18 protein-coding genes and 1 pseudogene are annotated in these 21,021 nt (G+C 68.2%); 17 read left to right on the forward strand and 2 right to left on the reverse strand.

Annotated features, from left to right (window positions below; translation table 11 throughout):
• Positions 1–15: 15 nt before the first annotated feature.
• The 9 genes from rseP to FHT37_RS01420 all read left to right on the forward strand — a co-directional run bounded on the left by rseP (position 16) and on the right by FHT37_RS01420 (position 9,206).
• A complete protein-coding gene (rseP, locus tag FHT37_RS01380; RefSeq protein ID WP_183478548.1) occupies positions 16–1,386 on the forward strand; it encodes an RIP metalloprotease RseP in 1,371 nt (456 codons plus the stop codon).
• 9 nt (positions 1,387–1,395) lie between these two features.
• Entirely contained in the window at positions 1,396–3,699 is a 2,304-nt protein-coding gene (gene bamA / locus FHT37_RS01385) for an outer membrane protein assembly factor BamA (RefSeq protein WP_091722986.1), read from the forward strand.
• Positions 3,699–4,208: an OmpH family outer membrane protein gene (locus FHT37_RS01390; protein WP_091722990.1), complete on the forward strand. Its 510-nt coding sequence runs from the start codon at positions 3,699–3,701 to the stop codon at positions 4,206–4,208. Before bamA ends, FHT37_RS01390 begins: the two co-directional genes overlap by 1 nt.
• Before the next feature lie 2 nt (positions 4,209–4,210).
• Positions 4,211–5,272, forward strand: coding sequence for a UDP-3-O-(3-hydroxymyristoyl)glucosamine N-acyltransferase (lpxD, locus tag FHT37_RS01395; RefSeq protein WP_183478549.1), 1,062 nt, complete (start codon positions 4,211–4,213; stop codon positions 5,270–5,272).
• Positions 5,269–5,724 (forward strand): 3-hydroxyacyl-ACP dehydratase FabZ, encoded by a 456-nt coding sequence (gene fabZ / locus FHT37_RS01400; protein ID WP_091722999.1) that lies wholly within the window; start codon positions 5,269–5,271, stop codon positions 5,722–5,724. Before lpxD ends, fabZ begins: the two co-directional genes overlap by 4 nt.
• A 38-nt stretch (positions 5,725–5,762) precedes the next feature.
• Positions 5,763–6,554 (forward strand): acyl-ACP--UDP-N-acetylglucosamine O-acyltransferase, encoded by a 792-nt coding sequence (lpxA, locus tag FHT37_RS01405; protein WP_091723002.1) that lies wholly within the window; start codon positions 5,763–5,765, stop codon positions 6,552–6,554.
• Between the two features lie 18 nt (positions 6,555–6,572).
• On the forward strand, positions 6,573–7,718 hold the full coding sequence (lpxB, locus tag FHT37_RS01410; protein WP_183478550.1) for a lipid-A-disaccharide synthase: 1,146 nt from the start codon (positions 6,573–6,575) through the stop codon (positions 7,716–7,718).
• Positions 7,690–8,355: a ribonuclease HII gene (gene rnhB, locus FHT37_RS01415; protein WP_091723010.1), complete on the forward strand. Its 666-nt coding sequence runs from the start codon at positions 7,690–7,692 to the stop codon at positions 8,353–8,355. Before lpxB ends, rnhB begins: the two co-directional genes overlap by 29 nt.
• A gap of 77 nt (positions 8,356–8,432) precedes the next feature.
• The gene (locus tag FHT37_RS01420) at positions 8,433–9,206 is read left to right on the forward strand and encodes an RNA methyltransferase (protein WP_183478551.1); all 774 of its coding nucleotides are present in this window, start codon (positions 8,433–8,435) and stop codon (positions 9,204–9,206) included.
• Positions 9,207–9,237: 31 nt separating this feature from the next.
• On the opposite strand, the gene FHT37_RS01425 is transcribed toward FHT37_RS01420, so the two are convergent.
• Together FHT37_RS01425 and FHT37_RS01430 are read right to left on the reverse strand one after the other, a co-directional pair.
• Positions 9,238–10,131 carry an EamA family transporter gene (locus FHT37_RS01425; RefSeq protein ID WP_183478552.1) on the reverse strand — a complete coding sequence of 298 codons (894 nt, stop codon included), beginning with the start codon at positions 10,129–10,131 and terminating at the stop codon, positions 9,238–9,240.
• Positions 10,132–10,146: 15 nt separating this feature from the next.
• The gene (locus tag FHT37_RS01430) at positions 10,147–10,968 is read right to left on the reverse strand and encodes a pyruvate, water dikinase regulatory protein (RefSeq protein ID WP_091723022.1); all 822 of its coding nucleotides are present in this window, start codon (positions 10,966–10,968) and stop codon (positions 10,147–10,149) included.
• A 311-nt stretch (positions 10,969–11,279) separates the two neighbouring features.
• Here FHT37_RS01430 and ppsA point away from each other — a divergent pair, with 311 nt between their 5' ends.
• The 8 genes and pseudogenes from ppsA to FHT37_RS01470 form a co-directional block, all read left to right on the forward strand.
• The gene (gene ppsA / locus FHT37_RS01435; RefSeq protein WP_091723027.1) at positions 11,280–13,691 is read left to right on the forward strand and encodes a phosphoenolpyruvate synthase; all 2,412 of its coding nucleotides are present in this window, start codon (positions 11,280–11,282) and stop codon (positions 13,689–13,691) included.
• A gap of 224 nt (positions 13,692–13,915) precedes the next feature.
• Entirely contained in the window at positions 13,916–15,994 is a 2,079-nt protein-coding gene (locus tag FHT37_RS01440) for a sodium:solute symporter family protein (protein ID WP_091723030.1), read from the forward strand.
• A 169-nt stretch (positions 15,995–16,163) separates the two neighbouring features.
• Positions 16,164–16,526, forward strand: coding sequence for a 30S ribosomal protein S6 (gene rpsF / locus FHT37_RS01445; protein ID WP_091723036.1), 363 nt, complete (start codon positions 16,164–16,166; stop codon positions 16,524–16,526).
• Between the two features lie 57 nt (positions 16,527–16,583).
• Positions 16,584–16,868, forward strand: coding sequence for a primosomal replication protein N (gene priB / locus FHT37_RS01450; protein WP_091723040.1), 285 nt, complete (start codon positions 16,584–16,586; stop codon positions 16,866–16,868).
• A gap of 64 nt (positions 16,869–16,932) precedes the next feature.
• A complete protein-coding gene (gene rpsR, locus FHT37_RS01455) occupies positions 16,933–17,223 on the forward strand; it encodes a 30S ribosomal protein S18 (RefSeq protein WP_067062534.1) in 291 nt (96 codons plus the stop codon).
• A 12-nt stretch (positions 17,224–17,235) separates the two neighbouring features.
• Positions 17,236–17,688: a 50S ribosomal protein L9 gene (gene rplI, locus FHT37_RS01460; RefSeq protein WP_091723044.1), complete on the forward strand. Its 453-nt coding sequence runs from the start codon at positions 17,236–17,238 to the stop codon at positions 17,686–17,688.
• 200 nt (positions 17,689–17,888) lie between these two features.
• Complete coding sequence (gene dnaB / locus FHT37_RS01465; protein ID WP_091723049.1) at positions 17,889–19,310, forward strand: replicative DNA helicase; 1,422 nt, start codon at positions 17,889–17,891, stop codon at positions 19,308–19,310.
• Positions 19,311–19,454: 144 nt separating this feature from the next.
• Positions 19,455–20,663, forward strand: a pseudogene (locus FHT37_RS01470) (alpha-L-fucosidase); the annotation flags it as partial.
• Positions 20,664–21,021: the final 358 nt, after the last annotated feature.

The following is a 21,021-nucleotide window of genomic DNA, read 5'->3' on the forward strand; positions in this document are numbered from 1 at the left end:
TCCAGGACGCCCGCGATGCTCTCCCAAGTCCTCTATTTCCTCGTCACGCTGGGCATCCTGATCGTGATCCACGAGTGGGGTCACTATCGCGTCGCCCGCGCTTGCGGCGTCAAGGTGCTGCGCTTCTCGGTCGGGTTCGGCCGCGTGCTGCTGCGTCGGCGCAAGTCGCCGGACAGCACCGAGTTCACGCTCAGCGCCATCCCGCTCGGCGGCTATGTCCGCATGCTCGATGAAAGCGACGGCCCGGTGGCGCCGGGCGAGCAGTCGCAGGCCTTCAATCGCAAATCCCTGTGGCAGCGCGCGGCCATCGTCGCCGCGGGCCCGGCCGCCAACCTGATCCTGGCGGTGCTGCTGTTCGCGGTGGTCGGCTGGATCGGGCGCGAGGAGCCCAAGGCGCTGCTCGGTTCGCCGGTGGCCGGAGGCTTGGCCGAGCGTGCCGGCCTGCGCGCCGGCGACCTGGTGCAGGCCTGGTCCTCCGATGGCGAGGACTGGGAGGACGTGCGATCGATGCCGGACTTCGGCTGGCAGCTGGCGCAGGCGGTGGCCGACAAGCGGCCGCTGCTGCTGAGCGTCAGCGACGCGGCCGGCCATGGCCGCCGCACGGTCCGGCTGGAGACAGACACCCTGGAGAGCCGCGACTTCGACGAGAAGACCATGGGCCGCATCGGCCTGGGCGGCGTGTTCGTCGAGCCGGTGCTGGGGCGCATGGTCCCGGGCGAGCCCGCCGAGGCCGCCGGCCTGCTGCCCGGGGATCGCGTGCTGCGTGTCAATGACGAGCCGGTGCCGGATGTCGCCTGGTTCATCCAGCGCGTGCGCCGCGCGGTGGTCGACAACCAGGCGGAGCCGCTCAGACTGCAGGTCCTTCGCGACGGCCAGCAACTCGAGCGGGTGGTCACGCCGCGCGTCGAGATCGCCAGCGACCAGCGCGTCGCGCGCATCGGCGCCGGCTTCGATGCCCGGCCGGCGCTGGTCACCGTGCACTACGGCCCCGTCGAATCGGTGAGGCAAGGCCTGACCCGGACCTGGGAACTCAGCGCGCTGACGGTGAAGACGCTGGGTCGCATGTTGGTGGGTGAAGCTTCGGTAAAGAACCTCAGCGGCCCCCTCACGATCGCCAAGGCCGCGGACCAGTCGGCGAGCCTCGGGCTGACGGCGTTCCTGAGTTTCCTCGCGGCGGTCAGCGTGAGCCTCGGGGTGCTGAACCTCCTGCCGCTGCCGATGCTCGATGGCGGACACCTGATGTATTATCTTTTCGAGGGTTTGAGCGGCCGCCCTGTCTCTGAGTGGTGGCACAAGCAGCTGCAACGTGCAGGCATCGCCGTCGTGCTGCTGATGATGAGCCTGGCCCTTTTCAACGATCTGACCCGCACGCTGGGTCTGCACTGAAGCTTCCGCATGTCCCGATTCCTGCCCGACGCCCTGCGCCCCCACGTGATCCAACTGGCGGTGCTGGCCACCGCGCTGCACGCCGGTTCCGCCTGGGCCGCCGAACCGTTCGTACTCAAGGACATCCGCGTCGAAGGCCTGCAGCGTACCGACCCGGGCACGGTCTTCGCGGCGCTGCCCTTCCGCATCGGTGACACCTACAACGACGAGAAGGGCGCCGCCGCGCTGCGTGCGCTGTTCGCGACCGGCCTGTTCAAGGACGTGCGGATCAACCTCGACACCGATGCGGTCGTCATCGTGATCGAGGAACGCCCGATCATCGCCAACGTCAGCTTCGTTGGCCTCAAGGAGTTCGACACCGAGGCCCTGACCAAGTCGCTGAAGGACGTGGGCATCGGCGAAGGCAAGCCCTTCGACAAGGCGCTGGCCGACCGCGCCGAGCAGGAGCTCAAGCGGCAATACCTGACCCGCTCGCTGTACGGCGCCGAGGTCACGACGACGATCACCCCGATCGAGCGCAACCGCGTCAACGTCAGCTTCTCGGTGACCGAGGGCGAGCCGGCCAAGATCGCCGAGATCCGCATCCTCGGCAACAAGGTCTTCAGCGAGAGCACGCTGACCGGCCTGCTCGAGCAGACCACCTCCGGCTGGCTGACCTGGTACACCAAGACCGACCGCTATTCCCGCGCCAAGCTGAACGCCGACCTGGAGACGATCCGCTCGTACTACCTGAACCGCGGCTACCTGGAGTTCAACGTCGAGTCGACGCAGGTCACGATCTCGCCGGACAAGCAGAGCATCAGCGTCGCGATCACGATCAGCGAAGGCCAGCCCTACACCGTCAACGGCATCAAGCTCGAAGGCGACTTCCTCGGACGCGAAGAGGAGTTCAAGCGCCTGGTCGCGCTCAAGCCGGGCCAGCCCTACAACGGTGAGGCGGTGGCGCAGACGACGCGCAACTTCCAGGACCTGTACGGCACCTTCGGTTATGCCTTCGCCCGCGTCGAGAGCCGGCCCGAGATCGACCGCGCCACTGGCCAGGTCACCGTCACGCTGGTGGGCGAGCCGCAGCGCCGCGTCTACGTGCGCCGCGTGCTGATCTCCGGGAACACGCGCACCCGCGACGAGGTCATCCGCCGCGAGTTCCGCCAGTTCGAATCGTCCTGGTACGACGGCGCGCGCATCAAGGCCTCGCGCGATCGCGTCGAGCGGCTGGGCTACTTCAAGGACGTCACCATCGACACGACCGAGGTGCCGGGCTCGCCCGACCAGGTCGACGTCACCCTGACGGTGACGGAGCGTCCGACCGGCAACATCCAGATCGGCGCCGGCTACTCGAGCGCGAGCAAGCTGTCGCTGTCCGGCTCGATCTCGCAGGAGAACGTGTTCGGCTCCGGCAACTACCTGGGCATCCAGGTCAACACCGCCAGCACCGGTCGCTCGCTGGGCGTGACGACGGTGGACCCGTACTTCACCGTCGACGGCGTGTCGCGCGCGATCGACGTGTTCTACCGCACCGTCAAGCCGATCAACAACCTGGGCGAGGAATACGAGTTCGCCTCGTACGGCGGCTCGGTCAAGTTCGGCGTGCCGTTCTCGGAAGACGACACGGTGTTCTTCGGCATCGGCTACGAGACCACGCGCATCACGACGCGCACCGGCCTGCCCAACAGCTACTGGCTGTTCCGCGAGCAGTTCGGCGCCTCGGCGATGTCCATCCCGCTGACGATCGGCTGGAAGAAGGACAACCGTGACTCGGTGATCACGCCGACCGCCGGTGCGATGAAGCGCGTCAACCTGGAAATGAGCCCGGTCGGCGACTCGCGCTACACGATCGCCAACCTGCAGTACCAGGAGTTCTTCCCGCTGGGCCGCAAGTTCTCGCTGATGATCAACGGCGAATTCGCCTACGGCAAGGGCCTGGGCGGCCGGCCGTATCCGATCTTCAAGAACTTCTACGGCGGTGGCCTGGGTTCGGTGCGGGTGTTCGAGCCCGGCACGCTGGGTCCGGTCGACGTCACCGGTTCCTACACCGGCGGCAACCGCAAGTTCAACCTGAACACCGAGTTCTACGTCCCGGTGCCGGGCTCCGGCAACGACAAGAGCTTCCGCCTGTTCGGCTTCCTCGACGCCGGCAATGTCTGGGGGCAGGACGAGAAGCTGGACTTCCAGGACGTCCGGGCCTCGGCCGGCGTGGGCATCAGCTGGCTGTCGCCGATGGGCCCGCTGCGCCTGAGCTACGGCTCGCCGATCCGCAAGAAGTCCACGGATAGAATCGAGCGATTCCAATTCCAGATCGGGACTGCATTCTGATGAAGAGCAAGCTGTCGCAGATCGTCGCCACCGTCCTGTTGGCGGGTGCGACGACCCTGGGCGCGCAAGCCCAGGAAGTCAAGATCGGCTACGTCAACAGCGAGCGGATCCTGCGCGAGACCAACCTGGCCAAGGCCGCCGAGACCAAGCTGCAGGCCGAGTTCAGCCGCCGCGAAAAGGCCCTGCTGGACCTGGAGACCAAGCTGCGCGGCGCCGCCGAGAAGCTCGACAAGGACAGCCCCGCGCTGAGCGAAGCCGAACGGGGCCGCCGCCAGCGGGAGCTGATCGAGCAGGACCGCGACCTGCAGCGCAAGCGCCGGGAGTTCAACGAGGACGTTGCTCAGCGCAAGAACGAGGAACTCTCCGCGGTGATCGAGAAAGCCAACAAGGTCATCAAGAAGATCTTCGAGGATGACAAGTACGACCTGATCGTTCAGGATGCGATCCATGCCAGCCCCCGCGTGGACATCACGAAGAAGGTGATCGACCAGCTCAACGCACAGAAGTGACCATGAAACAGCTTGTGGTCTCGGATCTGATCGCCGCCTTGGGCGGCGATCTTGTTGGTGCCTCCGATGTGGCGATCGGCACGATCGCGCCCCTGGAGGAAGCCGGCGCGGACGCGATCGCCTTCCTCTCGAATCCGAAGTACGAATCGCAGCTCGCCACGACCGGCGCGGCCTGCGTGATCGTGTCGCCCAAGCTGGCCGAGGCCGCCGCGGCGCGCCGGGGGGATGGCTCGACCGCCTGCTGCATCGTCGCGCCGGATCCCTACCTCTATTTCGCCCGCCTGACCCAGTGGTGGGCCGCGAACATGCGCAAGCCGCGCGCGGCGCCGGCCATCCATCCGACGGCCACCGTCGCGGCGGATGCGACCCTGGGCCGCGACGTCGAGGTCGGCCCGCATGCGGTGATCGAATCCGGCGCGGTGCTGGGCGACGGCGCCCGCATCGGCGCGCACGCCATCGTCGAACAGGACGCCCGCGTCGGCGCGCACACGCGCCTGGCGCCCCATGTGGTGTTCGGCCATGACTGCGTGATCGGTGCCCACTCGCTGGTGCACAGCGGCGTGGTGATCGGCGCCGACGGTTTCGGCTTCGCGCCCACCAAGGGCGCCGCCGGCGTCGAGTGGGTGAAGATCGAGCAGCTCGGCGCGGTGCGCATCGGCGACGGCGTCGAGATCGGCGCCAATACCTGCATCGACCGCGGCGCGCTGGGCGACACGGTGATCGCCGACGGCGTGATCATCGACAACCTGGTCCAGATCGCCCACAACGTGAAGATCGGCCGCGGCACGGCCATCGCCGGCGCCGTGGCGATCGCGGGCAGCGCCGAGATCGGCGCGAACTGCATCGTGGCCGGCGCGGCGCGCATCAACGGCCACATCAAGATCACCGACGGCGTGCAGATCGGCCCGACGGCCAACATCAGCAACAGCATCGACAAGGCCGGCGCCTACGCCGGCATGTGGCCCTTCGAGGACGCCGCGTCCTGGCAGAAGAACGCCGCCGCGCTGCGCGGGCTCTATGAGCTGCGCCAGCGCGTGCGAGCCCTGGAAAAGAAGACGACATGAACGAGACCCGCATCGACATCCACGGCATCCTCGAGAAGCTGCCCCATCGCTACCCGATCCTGCTGGTGGACCGCGTCCTGGAGGTGGAGAAGGGCGTGCGCATCCGCGCGATCAAGAACGTCAGCATCAACGAGCCCTTCTTCCTGGGCCACTTCCCGCACCGGCCGGTGATGCCGGGCGTGCTGATCCTGGAAGCGCTGGCGCAGGCCGCGACGCTGCTGGCGGTGGAGAGCTACAACTTCACGCTGGACGAGAACCATGTCGTGTACTTCGCCGGCATCGACAACGCCCGCTTCAAGCGCCCGGTGGAGCCGGGCGACCAGTTGATCCTGGAAGTGACGCTGGACCGCGCCAAGGCCGGCATCTACAAGTTCGGCGCCAAGGCGCTGGTGGGCACCGACATCGTGGCCGAGGCCGGCCTGATGTGCACGATGCGCAAGCTGGACTGCTGATCCGGCGTCCGCCCCGTTTCCGCAGCCTCCTCACGCCCATGGCCCAGATCCATCCCACCGCCATCGTCGATCCGAAGGCGCAGCTCGACGACACTGTCCAGGTCGGTCCCTACGCGGTGATCGGCCCCGAGGTGCGCATCGGCGCGGGCACGCGCATCGGTCCGCACACCGTCGTCGAGGGCAGGACCACGATCGGCCGCGACAACGTCATCTTCCAGTTCGCGTCGATCGGCGCGATGCCGCAGGACATGAGCCATGGCGGCGAGGTGACGGAGCTGGTGATCGGCGATCGCAACACGATCCGCGAGTTCTGCACCTTCAACACCGGCACCTTCAAGGAGCAGGGCGTCACCCGCGTCGGCTCGGACAACTGGATCATGGCCTACGTGCATCTGGCGCATGACGTGATCGTCGGCGACCACTGCGTGCTGGCCAACAACGCCACGCTGGCCGGCCACGTCCATGTCGGCGACTGGGCGACCATCGGCGGCCTGACCGGCGTCCACCAGTTCGTGCATGTCGGCGCGCACGCGATGATCGGCTTCCAGGGGCATGTCGCGCAGGACGTCGCCCCGTACATGACCGTCGACGGCAATCCGCTGACGGTGCGGGCGGTCAACCTCACCGGGCTGCGCCGCCGCGGCTTCAGCAATGACCGGCTGGGCGTGATCCGCCAGGTCCACAAGCTGCTGTTCCGCGACGGCACGACGCTGGAGCAGTCGGTGGCCAACCTGGAGGCGCTCAAGCAAGGCCAGGACGCGGAGTCCATCCGCGACATCCAGGTGATGCTGGACTTCCTGGCCGGCGCCAAGCGCGGCCTCGTCCGCTGATCGGCCCGGACGCCTGACATGACCTCCACGGATCCTCGACTGGGCCTGGTGGCCGGCGAGGCCTCCGGGGACCTGCTCGCGAGCCTGCTGCTGCAGGGCTTGAAGGCGCGCTGGCCGGACCTGACCGCCGCGGGCATCGGCGGGCCGAAGATGCAGGCGCAGGGCTTCGACGCCTGGTGGCCCAGCCACAAGCTGTCGATCTTCGGCTACTGGGACGCGATCAAGAACATCCGCGAGCTGCTGACGATCCGCCGCCAGCTCGGGGATCGGCTGCTGGCGGAGCGCCCGTCGGTGTTCGTCGGCGTCGACGCGCCGGACTTCAATTTCGGCCTGGAGCAGCGGCTGCGCGAAGCCGGCATCAAGACCGTGCACTTCGTCTGCCCGTCGATCTGGGCCTGGCGCGCGGAGCGCGTCACCACGATCAAGCGCAGCGCGGACCACGTGCTGTGCCTGTTCCCGTTCGAGCCCGAGATCCTGGCCAAGGCCGGCATCCCGGCGACCTACGTCGGCCACCCGCTCGCGGACCAGATCCCGCTGGAGCCGCCCCGCGAGGATGCCCGCGCCGCGCTCGGTCTGGCGGAGGGCGACACGGTCGTCGCGATCCTGCCGGGCAGCCGCCGCAGCGAGCTGACCTACATCGGCCCGCCGCTGCTGCAGGCGGCCCAGCGGATGCTGCAGGCGCGGCCGGCGCTGCGCTTCGTGATCCCGATCGCGCCGGGGTTGCGGCCGATGGTCGAGGCGCTGATGGCCGAGCATGGCCAGGGCCTGCCGATGACGCTGGTGGACGGCCGCGCGCAGGACGCGCTGGCCGCCTGCGACCTGACGCTGGTCGCCAGCGGCACCGCGACGCTGGAGGCGGCACTGCTCAAGCGCCCGATGGTGATCGCCTACAAGCTGCACTGGTTCAATGCCTGGCGGATGAAGGGCAAGGCGCTGTTGCCGTGGGTGGGCTTGCCCAACGTGCTGGCGCGTGAGACGCTGGTGCCGGAATGCCTGCAGGACGAGTGCACCGGCGAGCGCATCGCCCGCGAGGGCCTGGCGTGGCTGGACGACGCGCCCCGGCGCGAGCGGCTGCGCGAGCGCTTCCTCGAGATCCACCAACAGCTGCGCTGCAACACCGCGCGAAGGGCCGGCGATGCGATCGCGAAAATCCTCGGCGCCTGAACGTCCGACGCAGCTCGGCCTGGAATGGGCCGGCGAGGGCCTGCTGTGCGGCGTCGACGAGGCGGGGCGGGGCCCGCTGGCCGGACCGGTGGTCGCGGCGGCGGTGATCCTCGACGACCAGAGTCCGATCAAGGGCTTGAACGACTCGAAGGTGCTGAGCGAGAAGAAGCGCGAGCAGCTCTTCGACGAGATCCGTGCCAAGGCGCTGTGCTTCTGCATCGCGGAGGCGACGGTCGAGGAGATCGACCGCATCAACATCCTGCAGGCGACGATGCTGGCGATGCGCCGCGCGGTCGAGGGCCTGCGGCTGAAGCCCGGGCGCGTCCAGGTGGACGGCAACCGGCTGCCGGTGCTGCGCATCCCGGCCGAGGCGATCGTCCGGGGCGATGCGCTGGTGCCGGCGATCTCGGCGGCGTCCATCCTGGCCAAGGTGCACCGCGACCGCTTCTGCCTGCAGATGCACGAGCAGCATCCGCAGTACGGCTTCGACAGCCACAAGGGCTACGGCACGCGCGAGCACCTCGAGGCGCTGCGTGTGCATGGCGCGACGGTCTGGCATCGGCAGAGCTTCGCGCCGGTGCGGTCGCTCGACCTGAGCGACATGCGCCTGGCGGTCGACGCCGCGGCGCTGGACTGAGCGCATCCCGCCGCGCGAACGCTCCTCCCGGAGCGCGCGCGGCCCCGTTCGTTGGATCACTTTGAAGAAGGCGCCGCATGAGCTGGCAGTCGATCACCGCCCGAGACAACCCCCACCTGCAGCGCCTGCGCAAGCTGGCGCAGGACGGCGGCGCCTACCGCAAGCTCGGCGGCGTGTGGCTGGAGGGCGACCACCTGGCGCGCGCCGCGGTGCAGCGCGGCGTGCGGCCGGCGCTGGCGCTGATCACCGACGTGGCGGCGGCCGACGAGGCGCTGCGCGCGCTGGCCGACGCGGCGCCGAAGGTGCTGGTCGTCTCGCCGGCGCTGTTCAAGACGGTGTCGGGGCTGGAGTCGCCGGCGCAGATCGGCTTCGAACTGGCGTTGCCGGCGCAGCCGCGCATCGACGCCGGGGCGGATTCCGTCGTGCTGGACAGGCTGCAGGACGCGGGCAACGTGGGCACGATCCTGCGCAGCGCCGCGGCGCTCGGGTTCCGGCAAATGCTCGCGCTGAAGGGCACGGCGGCGCTGTGGTCGCCCAAGGTGCTGCGCGCGGGCATGGGCGCGCATTTCGGGCTGAGCTTGATCGAGGGGCTGGCTGTCGAGGACCTCGACGCGCTGAAGGTGCCGCTGCTGGCGACCAGCTCGCACGCCGATGCGCTGCTGCATCAGGCCGAGCTGCCGAACCCCTGCGCCTGGGTCATGGGCCACGAAGGGCAGGGCGTCGGCGAGGCGTTGATGCGGCGCTGCGCCCTGCGCGTCGGCATCCCACAGCCCGGCGGCGAGGAGTCGCTGAACGTCGCGAGCGCGGCGTCGATCTGTCTCTACGAATCCGCCAGGCGGCGGCTGGGCTGAAGGTCCGCGTGAGGCGAGGGCCGGAGGGTGGTCAACGCGCCACCGCCAGCGCCGCCACGCCAAGCGCGATGAGCGCCGCCCCGGCGATGCGCCAGCCACGTTCGCCCTCGCCGAGCAATTGCCCGCCGATCAGCGCGGCGAACAGCATCGACAGCTCCCGCGCCGGCGCCACGCGCGACAAGGGCGCCAGCTTCATCGCGTAGAGCACCAGGATGTAGGCCGCCGGTGAGCCGATGGCTACCACCAGCGCATGCTTCCACTGCCGGCGCAGCGCCGGCAGGAATCCCGCCCGATCGCGCAGCACCGCCGGCAGGCTGACCGGCACCCGCAGCAGGTTGCAGAAATAGTCGTAGAGGATGGGCGACAGCGCCAGGACCTTCACCGCGTAGCCGTCGATCACGCTGTAGGCGGCGATGGTCGCGCCGGTCAGCGCGCCCCACGCGATGCCCAACTTGCGTCTGCGCTGCCGCTCAGGATCGGCGCTCGCCGCGTCCTTGGCGAAGAAAGCGGGCCCCGCCGCCATCAGCAGGATGCCGCCGACCACGCCCGCCAGGCCCAGCGCGCCGCCCAGCCCCAGATGCTCGCCCAGCAGCAGCACGGCCACGAGCGAGGACAGCAGCGGTCCGCTGCCGCGCGCGACCGGATAGACCACCGTCATGTCCGCCGCGCGATAACCGGCGAGCAGCGCGTTGAAGTAGGCCAGGTGAACGACGGCGCTCGCGGCCGTGGCGGTCCATGCCTGCCAGCCCCAACCGGGCAGCTCGTCGAGCCCGACCACGAAGACGGCCGGCAGCCACAGCAGGCTGACGCCAAGCGCCGTCATGCAGGCGAAGTGATGGTTGCCCTGCGCCTTCTTCGCGGCGAAGTTCCACAGCGCGTGGATCAGCGCCGCCGCGACGACCAGGGCCAGCGCGGAAGCCGGCATCCGTCGTCGCCGGGCTCAATACATCAGCCGGTCCGGGCGGATGTCGCGAAGGATCGTCGTCGCGATCTCCTCGATCGACTTGTGCGTCGACGACAGCCAGTTGATCCCGGCCTTCTTCATCATCGTCTCCGCCTCGCGGACCTCGTAATGGCAGTTCATCAGGTCGGCGTACTTGCTGCCCGGGCGGCGCTCGTTGCGCACCTGCGCCAGGCGCTCCGGATCGATCGTCAGGCCGAAACACTTCTTCTTGTGGGGCACCAGCAGCGAAGGCAGATGACCGCGCTCGAAGTCCTCGGGAATCAGCGGGTAGTTGGCCGCCTTGATGCCGTGCTGCATCGCCAGGTACAGCGAGGTGGGCGTCTTGCCGCAGCGGCTCACGCCGACCAGGATCACGTCCGCCGAATCGAGGTTGCGCGCGGACTGGCCATCGTCATGCGCCAGCGAGAAATTGATCGCCTCGATCCGGTCGTGGTACTCCTGGCTCTTGGCGACATCGGAGAAACGCCCGACGCGGTGGCTGGACTTGATGCGGAATTCATCCTCCAGCGGCGCGATGAAGGTCCCGAACATGTCCATCACCAGGCCCTTGCACTCCTGTCGCACCACGTTGAGCACCTCGCGGTTCACCAGCGTGGCGAAGACGATGGGGCGCACGCCTTCGCGCTCGCCGGTCTCGTTGATCTCCTGCACCAGCTGGTGCGCCTTCTCGCCGCTGTCGATGAACGGGCGGCGCACATGGCGGGCCTTGACCGAGAACTGCGCCAGGATGGAGTTACCGAAGGTTTCGGCGGTGATGCCGGTGCCATCCGAGACGAAGTAGACGGTGTGCTGGGTCATGTCAGGCCTTTGAAACCGGTCGGGGAGCCTTCGCGGAAGCGGGCACGCCGCGTGCCGAAGCGAGAAGTTTCGCCGGTGGATCTCACCGGCCCGGCCCCGAACGAGGGCTTACATCATAGATCGGCCTCCCACTAGAATCGCCCGCAACTTGCCCCTGCCCACCGCATGAACGCCACGCCGCGACGCCCACAAGAATCGACAAGACCTGTCGTGCGCCGTGCCATGCCCGTCTCCCTCGAAGCCGCCGGCCGCGCCGGCCCGCTCGGGAGCGCGCGGGGAGCCCCGGTTTCTCAACATCACGGAGTTTTCCCATGTCTGATGCACGCTTCGAGGCGACCGCCCTGGTGGTACCCTTCGAGAAACTGAGGATGACCGACGTCGAGTCGGTGGGCGGCAAGAACGCCTCGCTCGGCGAAATGATCTCGCAGCTGGCCCAGTCCGGCGTGCGGGTCCCCGGCGGCTTCGCGACCACCGCGCATGCCTTCCGCGACTTCCTCAAGCACGAGGGCCTGGATGCCCGCATCCAGCGTCGCCTGGCCGACCTGAACACCGACGACGTGCGCGCCCTGGCCGCCGCCGGCGCCGAGATCCGCGGCTGGGTCGAGGCCCAGCCTTTCCCGGCCGACCTGGAAGCGGCCATCCGCGCCGAATTCGAGCGCCTGACCGCTGGCAACCCGGACGCGTCCTTCGCCGTGCGCTCGTCCGCGACCGCCGAGGACCTGCCCGACGCCTCCTTCGCCGGCCAGCAGGAGACCTTCCTGAACGTCGTCGGCATCGAGGACGTGCTGCACAAGATGAAGGAAGTCTTCGCGTCGCTCTACAACGACCGCGCGATCAGCTACCGCGTGCACAAGGGCTTCGCCCACGCGGACGTGGCGCTGTCGGCGGGTGTGCAGCGCATGGTGCGCTCCGACCTGGGCGCCGCCGGCGTCATGTTCACCATCGACACCGAGTCCGGCTTCAAGGACGTCGTCTTCATCACCTCCAGCTACGGCCTGGGCGAGACGGTGGTGCAGGGCGCGGTCAACCCCGACGAGTTCTACGTCCACAAGCCGGCGCTGCAGCGCGGCAAGTTCGCGCTGATCCGCCGCAACCTCGGCTCCAAGCTGATCCAGATGACCTTCTCGACCCCGGAAGAGAAGGCGGCCAGCGGCAAGCTGGTCAAGACGGTGGAGGTCGAGGTCGAGCAGCGCAACCGCTACTCGCTCAATGACGACGACGTCATCGAACTGGCCAGGTACGCGCTGATCATCGAGCAGCACTACGGCCGCCCGATGGACATCGAGTGGGGCAAGGACGGCAACGACGGCAAGCTCTACATCCTGCAGGCGCGCCCGGAGACGGTGAAGAGCCAGGCCGAAGGCCAGGTCGAGCAGCGCTTCAAGCTCAAGGGCCAGGGCACGGTGCTGGCCGAAGGCCGCGCGATCGGCCAGAAGATCGGCACCGGCCCGGTGCGGCTGGTCGACAGCGTGGCGGAGATGGAACGGGTGCAGCCCGGCGACGTGCTGGTCACCGACATGACCGACCCGAACTGGGAACCGGTCATGAAGCGCGCCAGCGCCATCGTCACCAACCGCGGCGGCCGCACCTGCCACGCGGCCATCATCGCGCGCGAGCTGGGCATCCCGGCGGTGGTGGGCTGCGGTGACGCGACCGACAAGCTCAAGGACGGCCAACTGGTGACCGTGGCCTGCTCCGAGGGCGACACCGGCTTCATCTACGACGGCCTGCTCGAGACCGAGGTCAGCGAGGTGCACCGCGGCGAGATGCCCTACAGCCCGGTGAAGATCATGATGAACGTCGGCAATCCGCAGCTGGCCTTCAACTTCGCGCAGATGCCCAACAGCGGCGTCGGCCTGGCGCGCCTCGAGTTCATCATCAACAACAACATCGGCGTCCACCCGAAGGCGATCCTGGACTATCCGAACATCGACAACGACCTGAAGAAGGCGGTCGAGTCGGTGGCCCGCGGCCATGCGTCGCCGCGCGCCTTCTACGTCGACAAGCTGGCCGAGGGCATCGCGACCATCGCCGCCGCGTTCTGGCCGCAGCCGGTGATCGTGCGTCTGTCCGACTTCAAGAGCAACGAGTACCGCAAGCTGATCGGCGGCTCGCGCTACGAGCCGGACGAAGAGAACCCGATGCTGGGCTTCCGTGGCGCGTCGCGCTACATCTCGGGCGAGTTCCAGGACGCGTTCGCGATGGAATGCGAGGCGCTCAAGCGGGTGCGCAACGACATGGGTCTGACCAACGTCGAGATCATGGTGCCCTTCGTCCGCACCGTCAGGCAGGCCGAGAAGGTCGTGGCGATGCTGGCCGAGCGCGGCCTGAAGCGCGCGGCCGCGGGCGGCCAGGATGGCCTGCGGGTCATCATGATGTGCGAGGTCCCGAGCAACGCCATCCTGGCCGAGCAGTTCCTGGAGCATTTCGACGGCATGTCGATCGGTTCCAACGACCTGACGCAGCTGACGCTGGGCCTGGACCGCGATTCCGGCCTGGAGTTGCTGTCGGGCGACTTCGACGAACGCGACCCGGCGGTCAAGGCAATGATCTCGCGCGCCATCACGGCGTGCCGCGCCACCGGCAAGTACATCGGCATCTGCGGCCAGGGTCCCAGCGATCATCCTGACTTCGCCGAATGGCTGGCTGCCGAGGGCATCGTGTCGCTGTCCCTGAACCCGGACACCGTCGTCGACACCTGGCAGCGCCTCGCCAAGCGCTGACCCCACCGCACCCCACCCACGGCCCGCAAGGGCCGTTTTTCATGGCAGTCCCCACTCCCAATCCGTGGCAGGACGACAGTGATGGGGGACGGCAGGTCGCGGGGTTTTGGCGCTCGCCGCCAAGGCCCCGCGACCTGGCGGCCAGCGCGCCGCCCGACGCAGTGAAGCAGGACCTGGGAAGTTGTGGATGTGCCTCCCCGCCAAGCCGGCGATGATCCCCACCCATGTCCACGCCCCCGTCCGACGCCGCGTTCCGCCGCCGGCTCCATCGCAACTACGGTGCCTACACGATCGGCTTCGTGCTGCTTGTTGGCGCGCTGGGCGTGCTGGAGCGGATGGGCATGCCCAAGCAGTGGCTGGGTTTTTCCTTCCTGCTGCTGACGGTGCTGGTCTACGCCGGCATTGGCGTCTTCAGCCGCACCACTGACCCGGTCGAGTATTACGTTGCCGGCCGGCGCGTCCCGGCGTTTTACAACGGCATGGCCGCGGGCGCCGACTGGATGAGTGCGGCGAGTTTCCTCGGCATGGCGGGCAGCCTGTACCTGGCGGGTTACGGCGGCCTGGCCTTCGTCCTGGGATGGACCGGCGGCTTCTGCCTGGTCGCGCTGCTGCTGGCGCCGTACCTGCGCCGTTTCGGCGGCTTCACCGTGCCGGACTTCCTTGCCGCCCGCTTCGAGAGTCGCGGGCTGCGCGTGATGGGCGCGGCGGCGGCGGTGCTGGTGTCGTTCATCTACCTGGTCGCGCAGATCTACGCGATCGGCCTGATCACCACCCGGCTGACGGGCCTGACCTTCGAGATCGGCCTGTTCGTCGGCCTGGGCGGCGTGCTGGTGTGCTCCTTCCTCGGCGGCATGCGGGCCGTGACCTGGACCCAGGTGGCGCAGTACATCATCATGATCCTGGCCTACGTGGTGCCGGTGATGTGGCTGTCCACGCAGCAGACCGGCTTCCCGCTGCCGCAGTTCACCGCGGGCGGCGAGGTCCGCGAGATCACCGCGCGCGAGCAGCAACTGCTGCACGATCCGAAGGAACTGCAGGTCAGAGGCCTGCACGAGCAGCGCGCGAAGGACTTCCAGCAGCTGATCGCCGGCCTGCCGCAGTCGCTCGACGCCGAGCGCCAGCGCGTCTCGCAGGTGATCGCCCGGCTGAAGGCCGAGGATGCGCCGCTGGCGCAGATCCAGGCGGCTGAGAAAGTCCGTGCCGCGCTGCCGCGCACCGAGGCCGAGGCCCGAGAGCTGTGGCAGCGCGCCGTGGTCGCCAACCACCAGCGGGCCGAGCCGCTGGCCGGCATGCCGCCGCATGCGCGCCCCTTCGCCGGCGATCCCGACGGCACGCCGGCGGAGCAGGAGGCCTACTCGCTGTCGCGGCGCAACTTTCTGGCGCTGGTGCTGGTGCTGATGGTCGGCACCGCCGGCCTGCCGCACATCCTGACCCGTTACTACACGGTGCCGACGGTGGCGGAGGCCCGCACCTCGGTGGCCTGGACGCTGTTCTTCATCGCGCTGCTCTACCTGTTCGCGCCGGCGCTGGCGGTGATGCTCAAGCACGAGGTGCTGCATCAGCTCGTGGGGACGCCGATCGCCGAGCTACCGGGCTGGATGAAGCAATGGATGCGGGTCGATCCCGGCCTGCTGAGCATCCAGGACATCAACCAGGACGGGATCCTGCAGCTCGGCGAGCTGAAGCTGGGTGGCGATGTCGTCATGCTGATGACGCCGGAGCTGGCCGGGCTGCCGCATGTGCTGGCCGCGATGGTGGCGGCCGGCGCGCTGGCCGCGGCGCTGTCGACCGCGGACGGGCTGCTGCTGACGATCTCCAGCGCGCTGTCCCACGACGTCTACTACCGGGTCATGAATCCGCGCGCATCGATGACGCAGCGGGTGACCATCTCGAAGGCGCTGCTGCTGGCCACCGCGCTGACGGCCGCGGCGGTGGCCGCGCAGAAGCCGGCGGACATTTTGCTGCTGGTGTCGGCGGCGTTCTCGTTGTCGGGCTCGACGCTGGTGCCGGTGCTGGTCGCGGGCATCTTCTGGAAACGGGCCAACAAGCAGGGCGCCGCCGCCGGCATGCTGGTCGGGCTGGGGGTGACGCTGTATTACATGGTCGGCGCGCACGCCGGGCTGCGCCAGGCGCTGGGCCTGGGCGGCGAGCCGCAGCTCTGGTGGGGCATCCAGCCGATGGCCGCGGCGCTGTTCGGCCTGCCGGCGGGCGTGGCGGCGCTGGTGGCGGTCAGCCTGCTGACCCCGCCGCCCTCGTCGACGGCCCGGGCGCTGCAGGGGCGGGTGACGGGCGCCGCGCCCTGAATCCGTCCCGCCCGCAGCCTGACGCTGGACGGCGACCCCCGGGCTCGACTAGAATCCGCGATTCCCTTGCCGGGCCCAGGAGTTGACGCTGGGGTCCGGCTTTCAGGCCAAGGGCAGGGCATCTCTTGATGCCGGTGCCGGCGGTCGTTGAAACCCATAAGGAGTTCACATGCGTCACTATGAGATCGTTCTGCTGATCCATCCGGATCAAAGCGAACAAGTTCCGGCGATGCTGGAGCGCTACAAGGGCCTGGTCACCAACGGTGGTGGCAAGGTGCATCGCGTGGAAGACTGGGGCCGCCGTCAGCTGGCCTACATGATCCAGAAGCTGGCCAAGGCGCATTACCTGTGCCTGAACATCGAGTGCAGCAAGGAAGTCCTGGCTGAAATCGAAACCGGCTTCCGCTTCAACGACGCCGTGCTGCGTCACCTGACCGTCGTCAAGGACAAGGCCGAGACGAACCCGTCGGTGATGATGAAGGCCGTCGAGCGCGAAGAAGCCCGCAAGGCTCCGCAAGAAGCGTCCGCCTGAGCTGACAGGCGCGACTCCCTGACGTTCTCGTAATCCTGCCCGCCGATCCGCGCACGCATGAACCGACTGGTGCTGCAGGCGCAGATCCTCGAGAAAGCGGCTCTCCGATACACCCCCGCCGGGCTCCCCGCCCTGGACCTGATGCTCAAGCATGAGTCCATGGCCGACGAAGCCGGCGCTCCGCGCAAGATCGCGCTGGAGATCAAGGCGGTGGCCATCGGCGAGATCGTGAAGCGGGTGCAGGCGCTGGACCTGGCGGAGAAGACGGTGTTCACCGGCTTCCTCTCGGCCCAGCGGCAAGGTCGGGGCACGGTGTTTCACATCACCGGCCTGGACGCCTGACAAGGATTGAAGAGAGCGGCACGTCGCGCGATTCGTTTACATCTGGATAGATCAAGAGGTCACTATGCCCCCGCCACGTGGTAAAGGTCGGTTCTCCAAGGACCGCAAGCCCAAGCGCAACCAACAATCGCTGCTGTTCCGGCGCAAGCGTTTCTGCCGCTTCACCGTCGCCGGTGTCGAGCAGATCGACTACAAGGACGTCGACGTCCTGCGCGACTTCATCAGCGAAAACGGCAAGATCGTTCCCGCTCGCCTGACCGGCACGCGCGCGTTCTTCCAGCGTCAGCTGTCGGTGTGCATCAAGCGCGCCCGCTACCTGGCCCTGCTGCCCTACAGCGACCAGCACAAGGTCTAAGGAGTCCACCCCATGCAAGTCATCCTGCTGGAAAAAGTGGCCAACCTGGGCAACCTCGGCGACGTCGTCAAGGTCAAGGACGGCTACGCCCGCAACTTCCTGATCCCGACCCGTCAAGCGCGCCGCGCCACGGAAGCCGCGATCAAGGAATTCGAAGCCAAGCGCGCCGAACTGGAAAAGGTCGCCGCCGAGAAGCTGGCCGCCGCGCAAGCCCTGGGCGAGAAGATCGCCGGCACCACCGTCACCATCTCGCAGAAGGCCGGCGTTGACGGTCGTCTGTTCGGTTCGGTGACCAACGCCGACATCGCCGAAGCGCTGACCAAGGCCGGCACGGCCATCGTCAAGTCGCAGGTGCGCCTGCCCAACGGTCCGCTGAAGACCGTCGGCGAGTTCCCCGTCTCCGTCGCTCCGCACACCGACGTGGTGGCGGAAGTGACCGTGAAGGTCGTCGCCGAAGTCGAGTAATCGCTCGATACATCCGGCGGGCGCTCTGAGCGTCCACCGGACATTCCCCAGCTTTGCAGCGCCGCCAGGGGCTGCAACGATGGAGGAAGGCCCAAAGAAAGCCGACAGCTGCGAAGCCGTCGGCTTTCTGCTTTTTCGAGGCGGCGAAACCCACAGCCGGCCCACACGCTATCAATAGCTCATCCACAGGCTTGTCCACAATGTCCGCGATCTTCACCACGCCCGGGTCCGGTGCCAGCGACAGCGAAATCGCGCGATTGCGCGTGCCGCCGAACTCGGTGGAGGCCGAGCAGAGCGTGCTCGGCGGCCTGCTGATCGACAACACCGCCTGGGACAAGGCGGCGGACACGCTCAGCGACACCGACTTCTACCGCTACGAGCACAAGCAGATCTACGCCGCGATCGGCAAGCTGGTGAATGCCGGCAAGCCGGCGGACGTGGTGACCGTGTTCGAGGAACTGACCTCGGTCGGCAAGGCCGAGGAGTGCGGCGGCCTGGCCTACCTGAATGCGTTGGCGCAGGGCGTGCCCAGTGCCGCCAACCTGCGCCGTTACGCCGAGATCGTTCGCGAGCGGGCGATCCTGCGCAAGCTGGTGGCCACCTCCGACGAGATCGCCACCGCCGCCCTGAATCCCGCCGGCCGCGCGGTCAACGAGATCCTGGACGAGGCCGAAGGCAAGATCTTCCGCATCAACGAGGAAGGCTCGCGCGGCGGCACCGGTTTCCAGAGCATGGACCGGCTGATGGTCGAGCTGATGGACCGCGTCAACGAGCTGGCCGAGCAGGGCGCCGAGGACGTCACCGGCGTGCGCACCGGCTTCTACGACCTGGACCGCATGACGGCCGGCCTGCAGCGCGGCGACCTGATCATCCTGGCGGCGCGGCCGTCGATGGGCAAGACCGCGTTCGCGATCAACATCGGCGAGGCGGTGGCCATCAACGAGGGCCTGCCGGTCATCATCTATTCGATGGAAATGGGCGCGGCGCAGCTGGCGCTGCGGATGGTCGGCTCGATCGGCCGCATCGACCAGAGCAACCTGCGCACCGGCCGCCTGAAGGACGATGAATGGGGCCGCCTGGCCGAGGCGGTCGACAAGCTCGGCAACGCGCCGATCTACATCGATGAAAGCCCCGGCCTCTCGCCCAGCGAAGTGCGCGCCAGAGCGCGGCGCCAGGCGCGGATCTCGGGCCAGATCGGCCTGATCATCATCGACTACCTGCAGCTGATGAGCGGCAACGGCGGCGGCTCCGAGGAGAACCGCGCGACGGTGGTGGGCGAGATCTCGCGGGGCTTGAAAGCGCTGGCCAAGGAGCTGCGCTGCCCGGTGATCGCGCTGTCGCAGCTCAACCGCTCGGTGGAAACGCGGCCGGACAAGCGGCCGATGATGTCCGACCTGCGCGAGTCGGGCGCCATCGAGCAGGACGCGGACATCATCATGTTCATCTACCGCGACGAGTACTACACCAAGGACGAGTGCAAGGAGCCGGGCGTCGCGGAGATCATCATCGCCAAGCAGCGTAACGGCCCGGTCGGCACGGTGAAGCTGGCCTTCGCGCGACAGAACACCAAGTTCGAGAACCTCGCGCCGGGCTACGTCAGCCCGGGAGGCGACGAGTACTGATCCTCACACCCGCTCGGGCACGGGCCGGGCATCGCATCCGTAAAGATGTGGTAAGACCAGATGAATATCGTTATTCTCTGGTAAGACCGCTCGCGCTTTGCTTTTGCCTGCCGGTCTTGGAACCCCACATTTACCGGAGTCCCTGTGTCTGATCTGAGCAAACGCGCTTTCATTGCCACCCCGCTGCTGGCCGCCGCCGGATTGGGCGTCGCCCGCCTGGCCCAGGCCCAGGGCAGCGAGCGCCCGGCGCCCGCGCCGTACACGCCGCCGCCCCTGGCGCAAGGTCCGTTCACCGCCGCGGTCGATTCCCTGCGCGCGTCGACGGTGCCGACCTGGTTCCGCGACGCCAAGCTCGGCATCTGGTCGCATTGGGGGCCGCAGGCCGTCCCCGGCCAGGGCGACTGGTACGCCCGCTTCATGTACGTGCCCGGCCACCCGCATTACGACCATCACGTCAAGACCTATGGCCATCCGTCGGAGGTCGGCTACAAGGACCTGCTCAAGCTGTGGAAGGCCGAGCGCTTCGAGCCCGACGCGCTGATGGATCGCTACGTGGCCGCCGGGGCCAAGTACTTCGTGTCGATGGGCGTGCACCACGACAACTTCGATCTGTGGAACTCCAGGCACCACCGCTGGAACGCCACCCAGGTCGGTCCCATGCGCGATGTGGTGGGCGACTGGTCCCGCGCCGCGCGCAAGCGCGGGCTCCGCTTCGGCGTATCCGAGCATCTGGGCGCCAGCCACAACTGGTGGTGGACCAGCCACCAGTGCGACCAGTTCTGGCCCAAGCTCGGCGTGGCCTACGACGGCGCCAAGCCCGAGAACGCCGACCTCTACCACGAGCCGCACAACACGCCTTACCTCAACCGCGGCGGCGACTGGTACACGACCAATCCGAAGTTCCACGAGATCTGGTACCGCCGCATCATCGACCTGATCGACAGCCACCAGCCCGACCTGCTGTATTCGGACGGCGGCATCCCGTTCGGCGCCGTGGGCCGCGCCGCGATCGCGCACCTGTTCAACACCTCGGTGCGCCGCAACGGCGAGATGCAGGCCGTCTACAACCACAAGGCCCTGGGGTCCGGCGAGTTCATCCGCGAGATCGGCGTGCAGGACGTCGAGCGCGGCGTGCTCGAGGGCATCAACGCGCTGCCCTGGCAGACCGACACCTCCAACGGCGACTGGTTCTTCTCCGAGCACGATCGCTACAAGACGCCGGCGCAGGTGCTGACCATGCTGTGCGACATCGTCAGCAAGAACGGCAACATGCTGCTCAACGTGGTGCAGCGGGCCGACGGCACGCTCCCGCCCGAATCGGACCGGCTGTTGACCGAGATGGCGGCGTGGATGGCGGTCAACGCGCCGGCGATCCACGGCACGCGGCCGTGGAAGGTGCATGGCGAAGGCCCGACCGAAGCCGCCGGCGGCGCCTTCAAGGAAGACACCGCCTACACGGCGCAGGACCTGCGCTTCACCACCCGGGACGGCGCGCTGTACGCCTTGACGCTGGGCGAGCCCAAGGGCCAGGTGAACATCGTGTCGCTGCGCACCGGCAATGCGCAGGAGTCCCGCCCGGTCCGTCGGGTCGAGCTGCTGGGCGCGGGCGCCGTGCGCTTCCGCCAGACCGCCCAGGCCTTGCAGGTCGAAGTGCCGGAGCGTCTGCCCAGCCGGCATGTCAGCGCGCTGCGCATCGCCTTCGCCTGACCGT

This window comes from Mitsuaria sp. BK037, from assembly GCF_014193045.1.
In the GTDB taxonomy this organism is placed as follows: Bacteria; Pseudomonadota; Gammaproteobacteria; order Burkholderiales; family Burkholderiaceae_C; genus Roseateles.

Bases quoted from the DNA above. Each gene is read 5' to 3' on its own strand.
- rseP (WP_183478548.1), top strand. From the start codon at position 16: ATGCTCTCCCAAGTCCTCTATTTCCTCGTCACGCTGGGCATCCTGATC.
- bamA (WP_091722986.1), top strand. From the start codon at position 1,396: ATGTCCCGATTCCTGCCCGACGCCCTGCGCCCCCACGTGATCCAACTG.
- FHT37_RS01390 (WP_091722990.1), top strand. From the start codon at position 3,699: ATGAAGAGCAAGCTGTCGCAGATCGTCGCCACCGTCCTGTTGGCGGGT.
- lpxD (WP_183478549.1), top strand. From the start codon at position 4,211: ATGAAACAGCTTGTGGTCTCGGATCTGATCGCCGCCTTGGGCGGCGAT.
- fabZ (WP_091722999.1), top strand. From the start codon at position 5,269: ATGAACGAGACCCGCATCGACATCCACGGCATCCTCGAGAAGCTGCCC.
- lpxA (WP_091723002.1), top strand. From the start codon at position 5,763: ATGGCCCAGATCCATCCCACCGCCATCGTCGATCCGAAGGCGCAGCTC.
- lpxB (WP_183478550.1), top strand. From the start codon at position 6,573: ATGACCTCCACGGATCCTCGACTGGGCCTGGTGGCCGGCGAGGCCTCC.
- rnhB (WP_091723010.1), top strand. From the start codon at position 7,690: ATGCGATCGCGAAAATCCTCGGCGCCTGAACGTCCGACGCAGCTCGGC.
- FHT37_RS01420 (WP_183478551.1), top strand. From the start codon at position 8,433: ATGAGCTGGCAGTCGATCACCGCCCGAGACAACCCCCACCTGCAGCGC.
- FHT37_RS01425 (WP_183478552.1), bottom strand. From the start codon at position 10,131: ATGCCGGCTTCCGCGCTGGCCCTGGTCGTCGCGGCGGCGCTGATCCAC.
- FHT37_RS01430 (WP_091723022.1), bottom strand. From the start codon at position 10,968: ATGACCCAGCACACCGTCTACTTCGTCTCGGATGGCACCGGCATCACC.
- ppsA (WP_091723027.1), top strand. From the start codon at position 11,280: ATGTCTGATGCACGCTTCGAGGCGACCGCCCTGGTGGTACCCTTCGAG.
- FHT37_RS01440 (WP_091723030.1), top strand. From the start codon at position 13,916: ATGTCCACGCCCCCGTCCGACGCCGCGTTCCGCCGCCGGCTCCATCGC.
- rpsF (WP_091723036.1), top strand. From the start codon at position 16,164: ATGCGTCACTATGAGATCGTTCTGCTGATCCATCCGGATCAAAGCGAA.
- priB (WP_091723040.1), top strand. From the start codon at position 16,584: ATGAACCGACTGGTGCTGCAGGCGCAGATCCTCGAGAAAGCGGCTCTC.
- rpsR (WP_067062534.1), top strand. From the start codon at position 16,933: ATGCCCCCGCCACGTGGTAAAGGTCGGTTCTCCAAGGACCGCAAGCCC.
- rplI (WP_091723044.1), top strand. From the start codon at position 17,236: ATGCAAGTCATCCTGCTGGAAAAAGTGGCCAACCTGGGCAACCTCGGC.
- dnaB (WP_091723049.1), top strand. From the start codon at position 17,889: ATGTCCGCGATCTTCACCACGCCCGGGTCCGGTGCCAGCGACAGCGAA.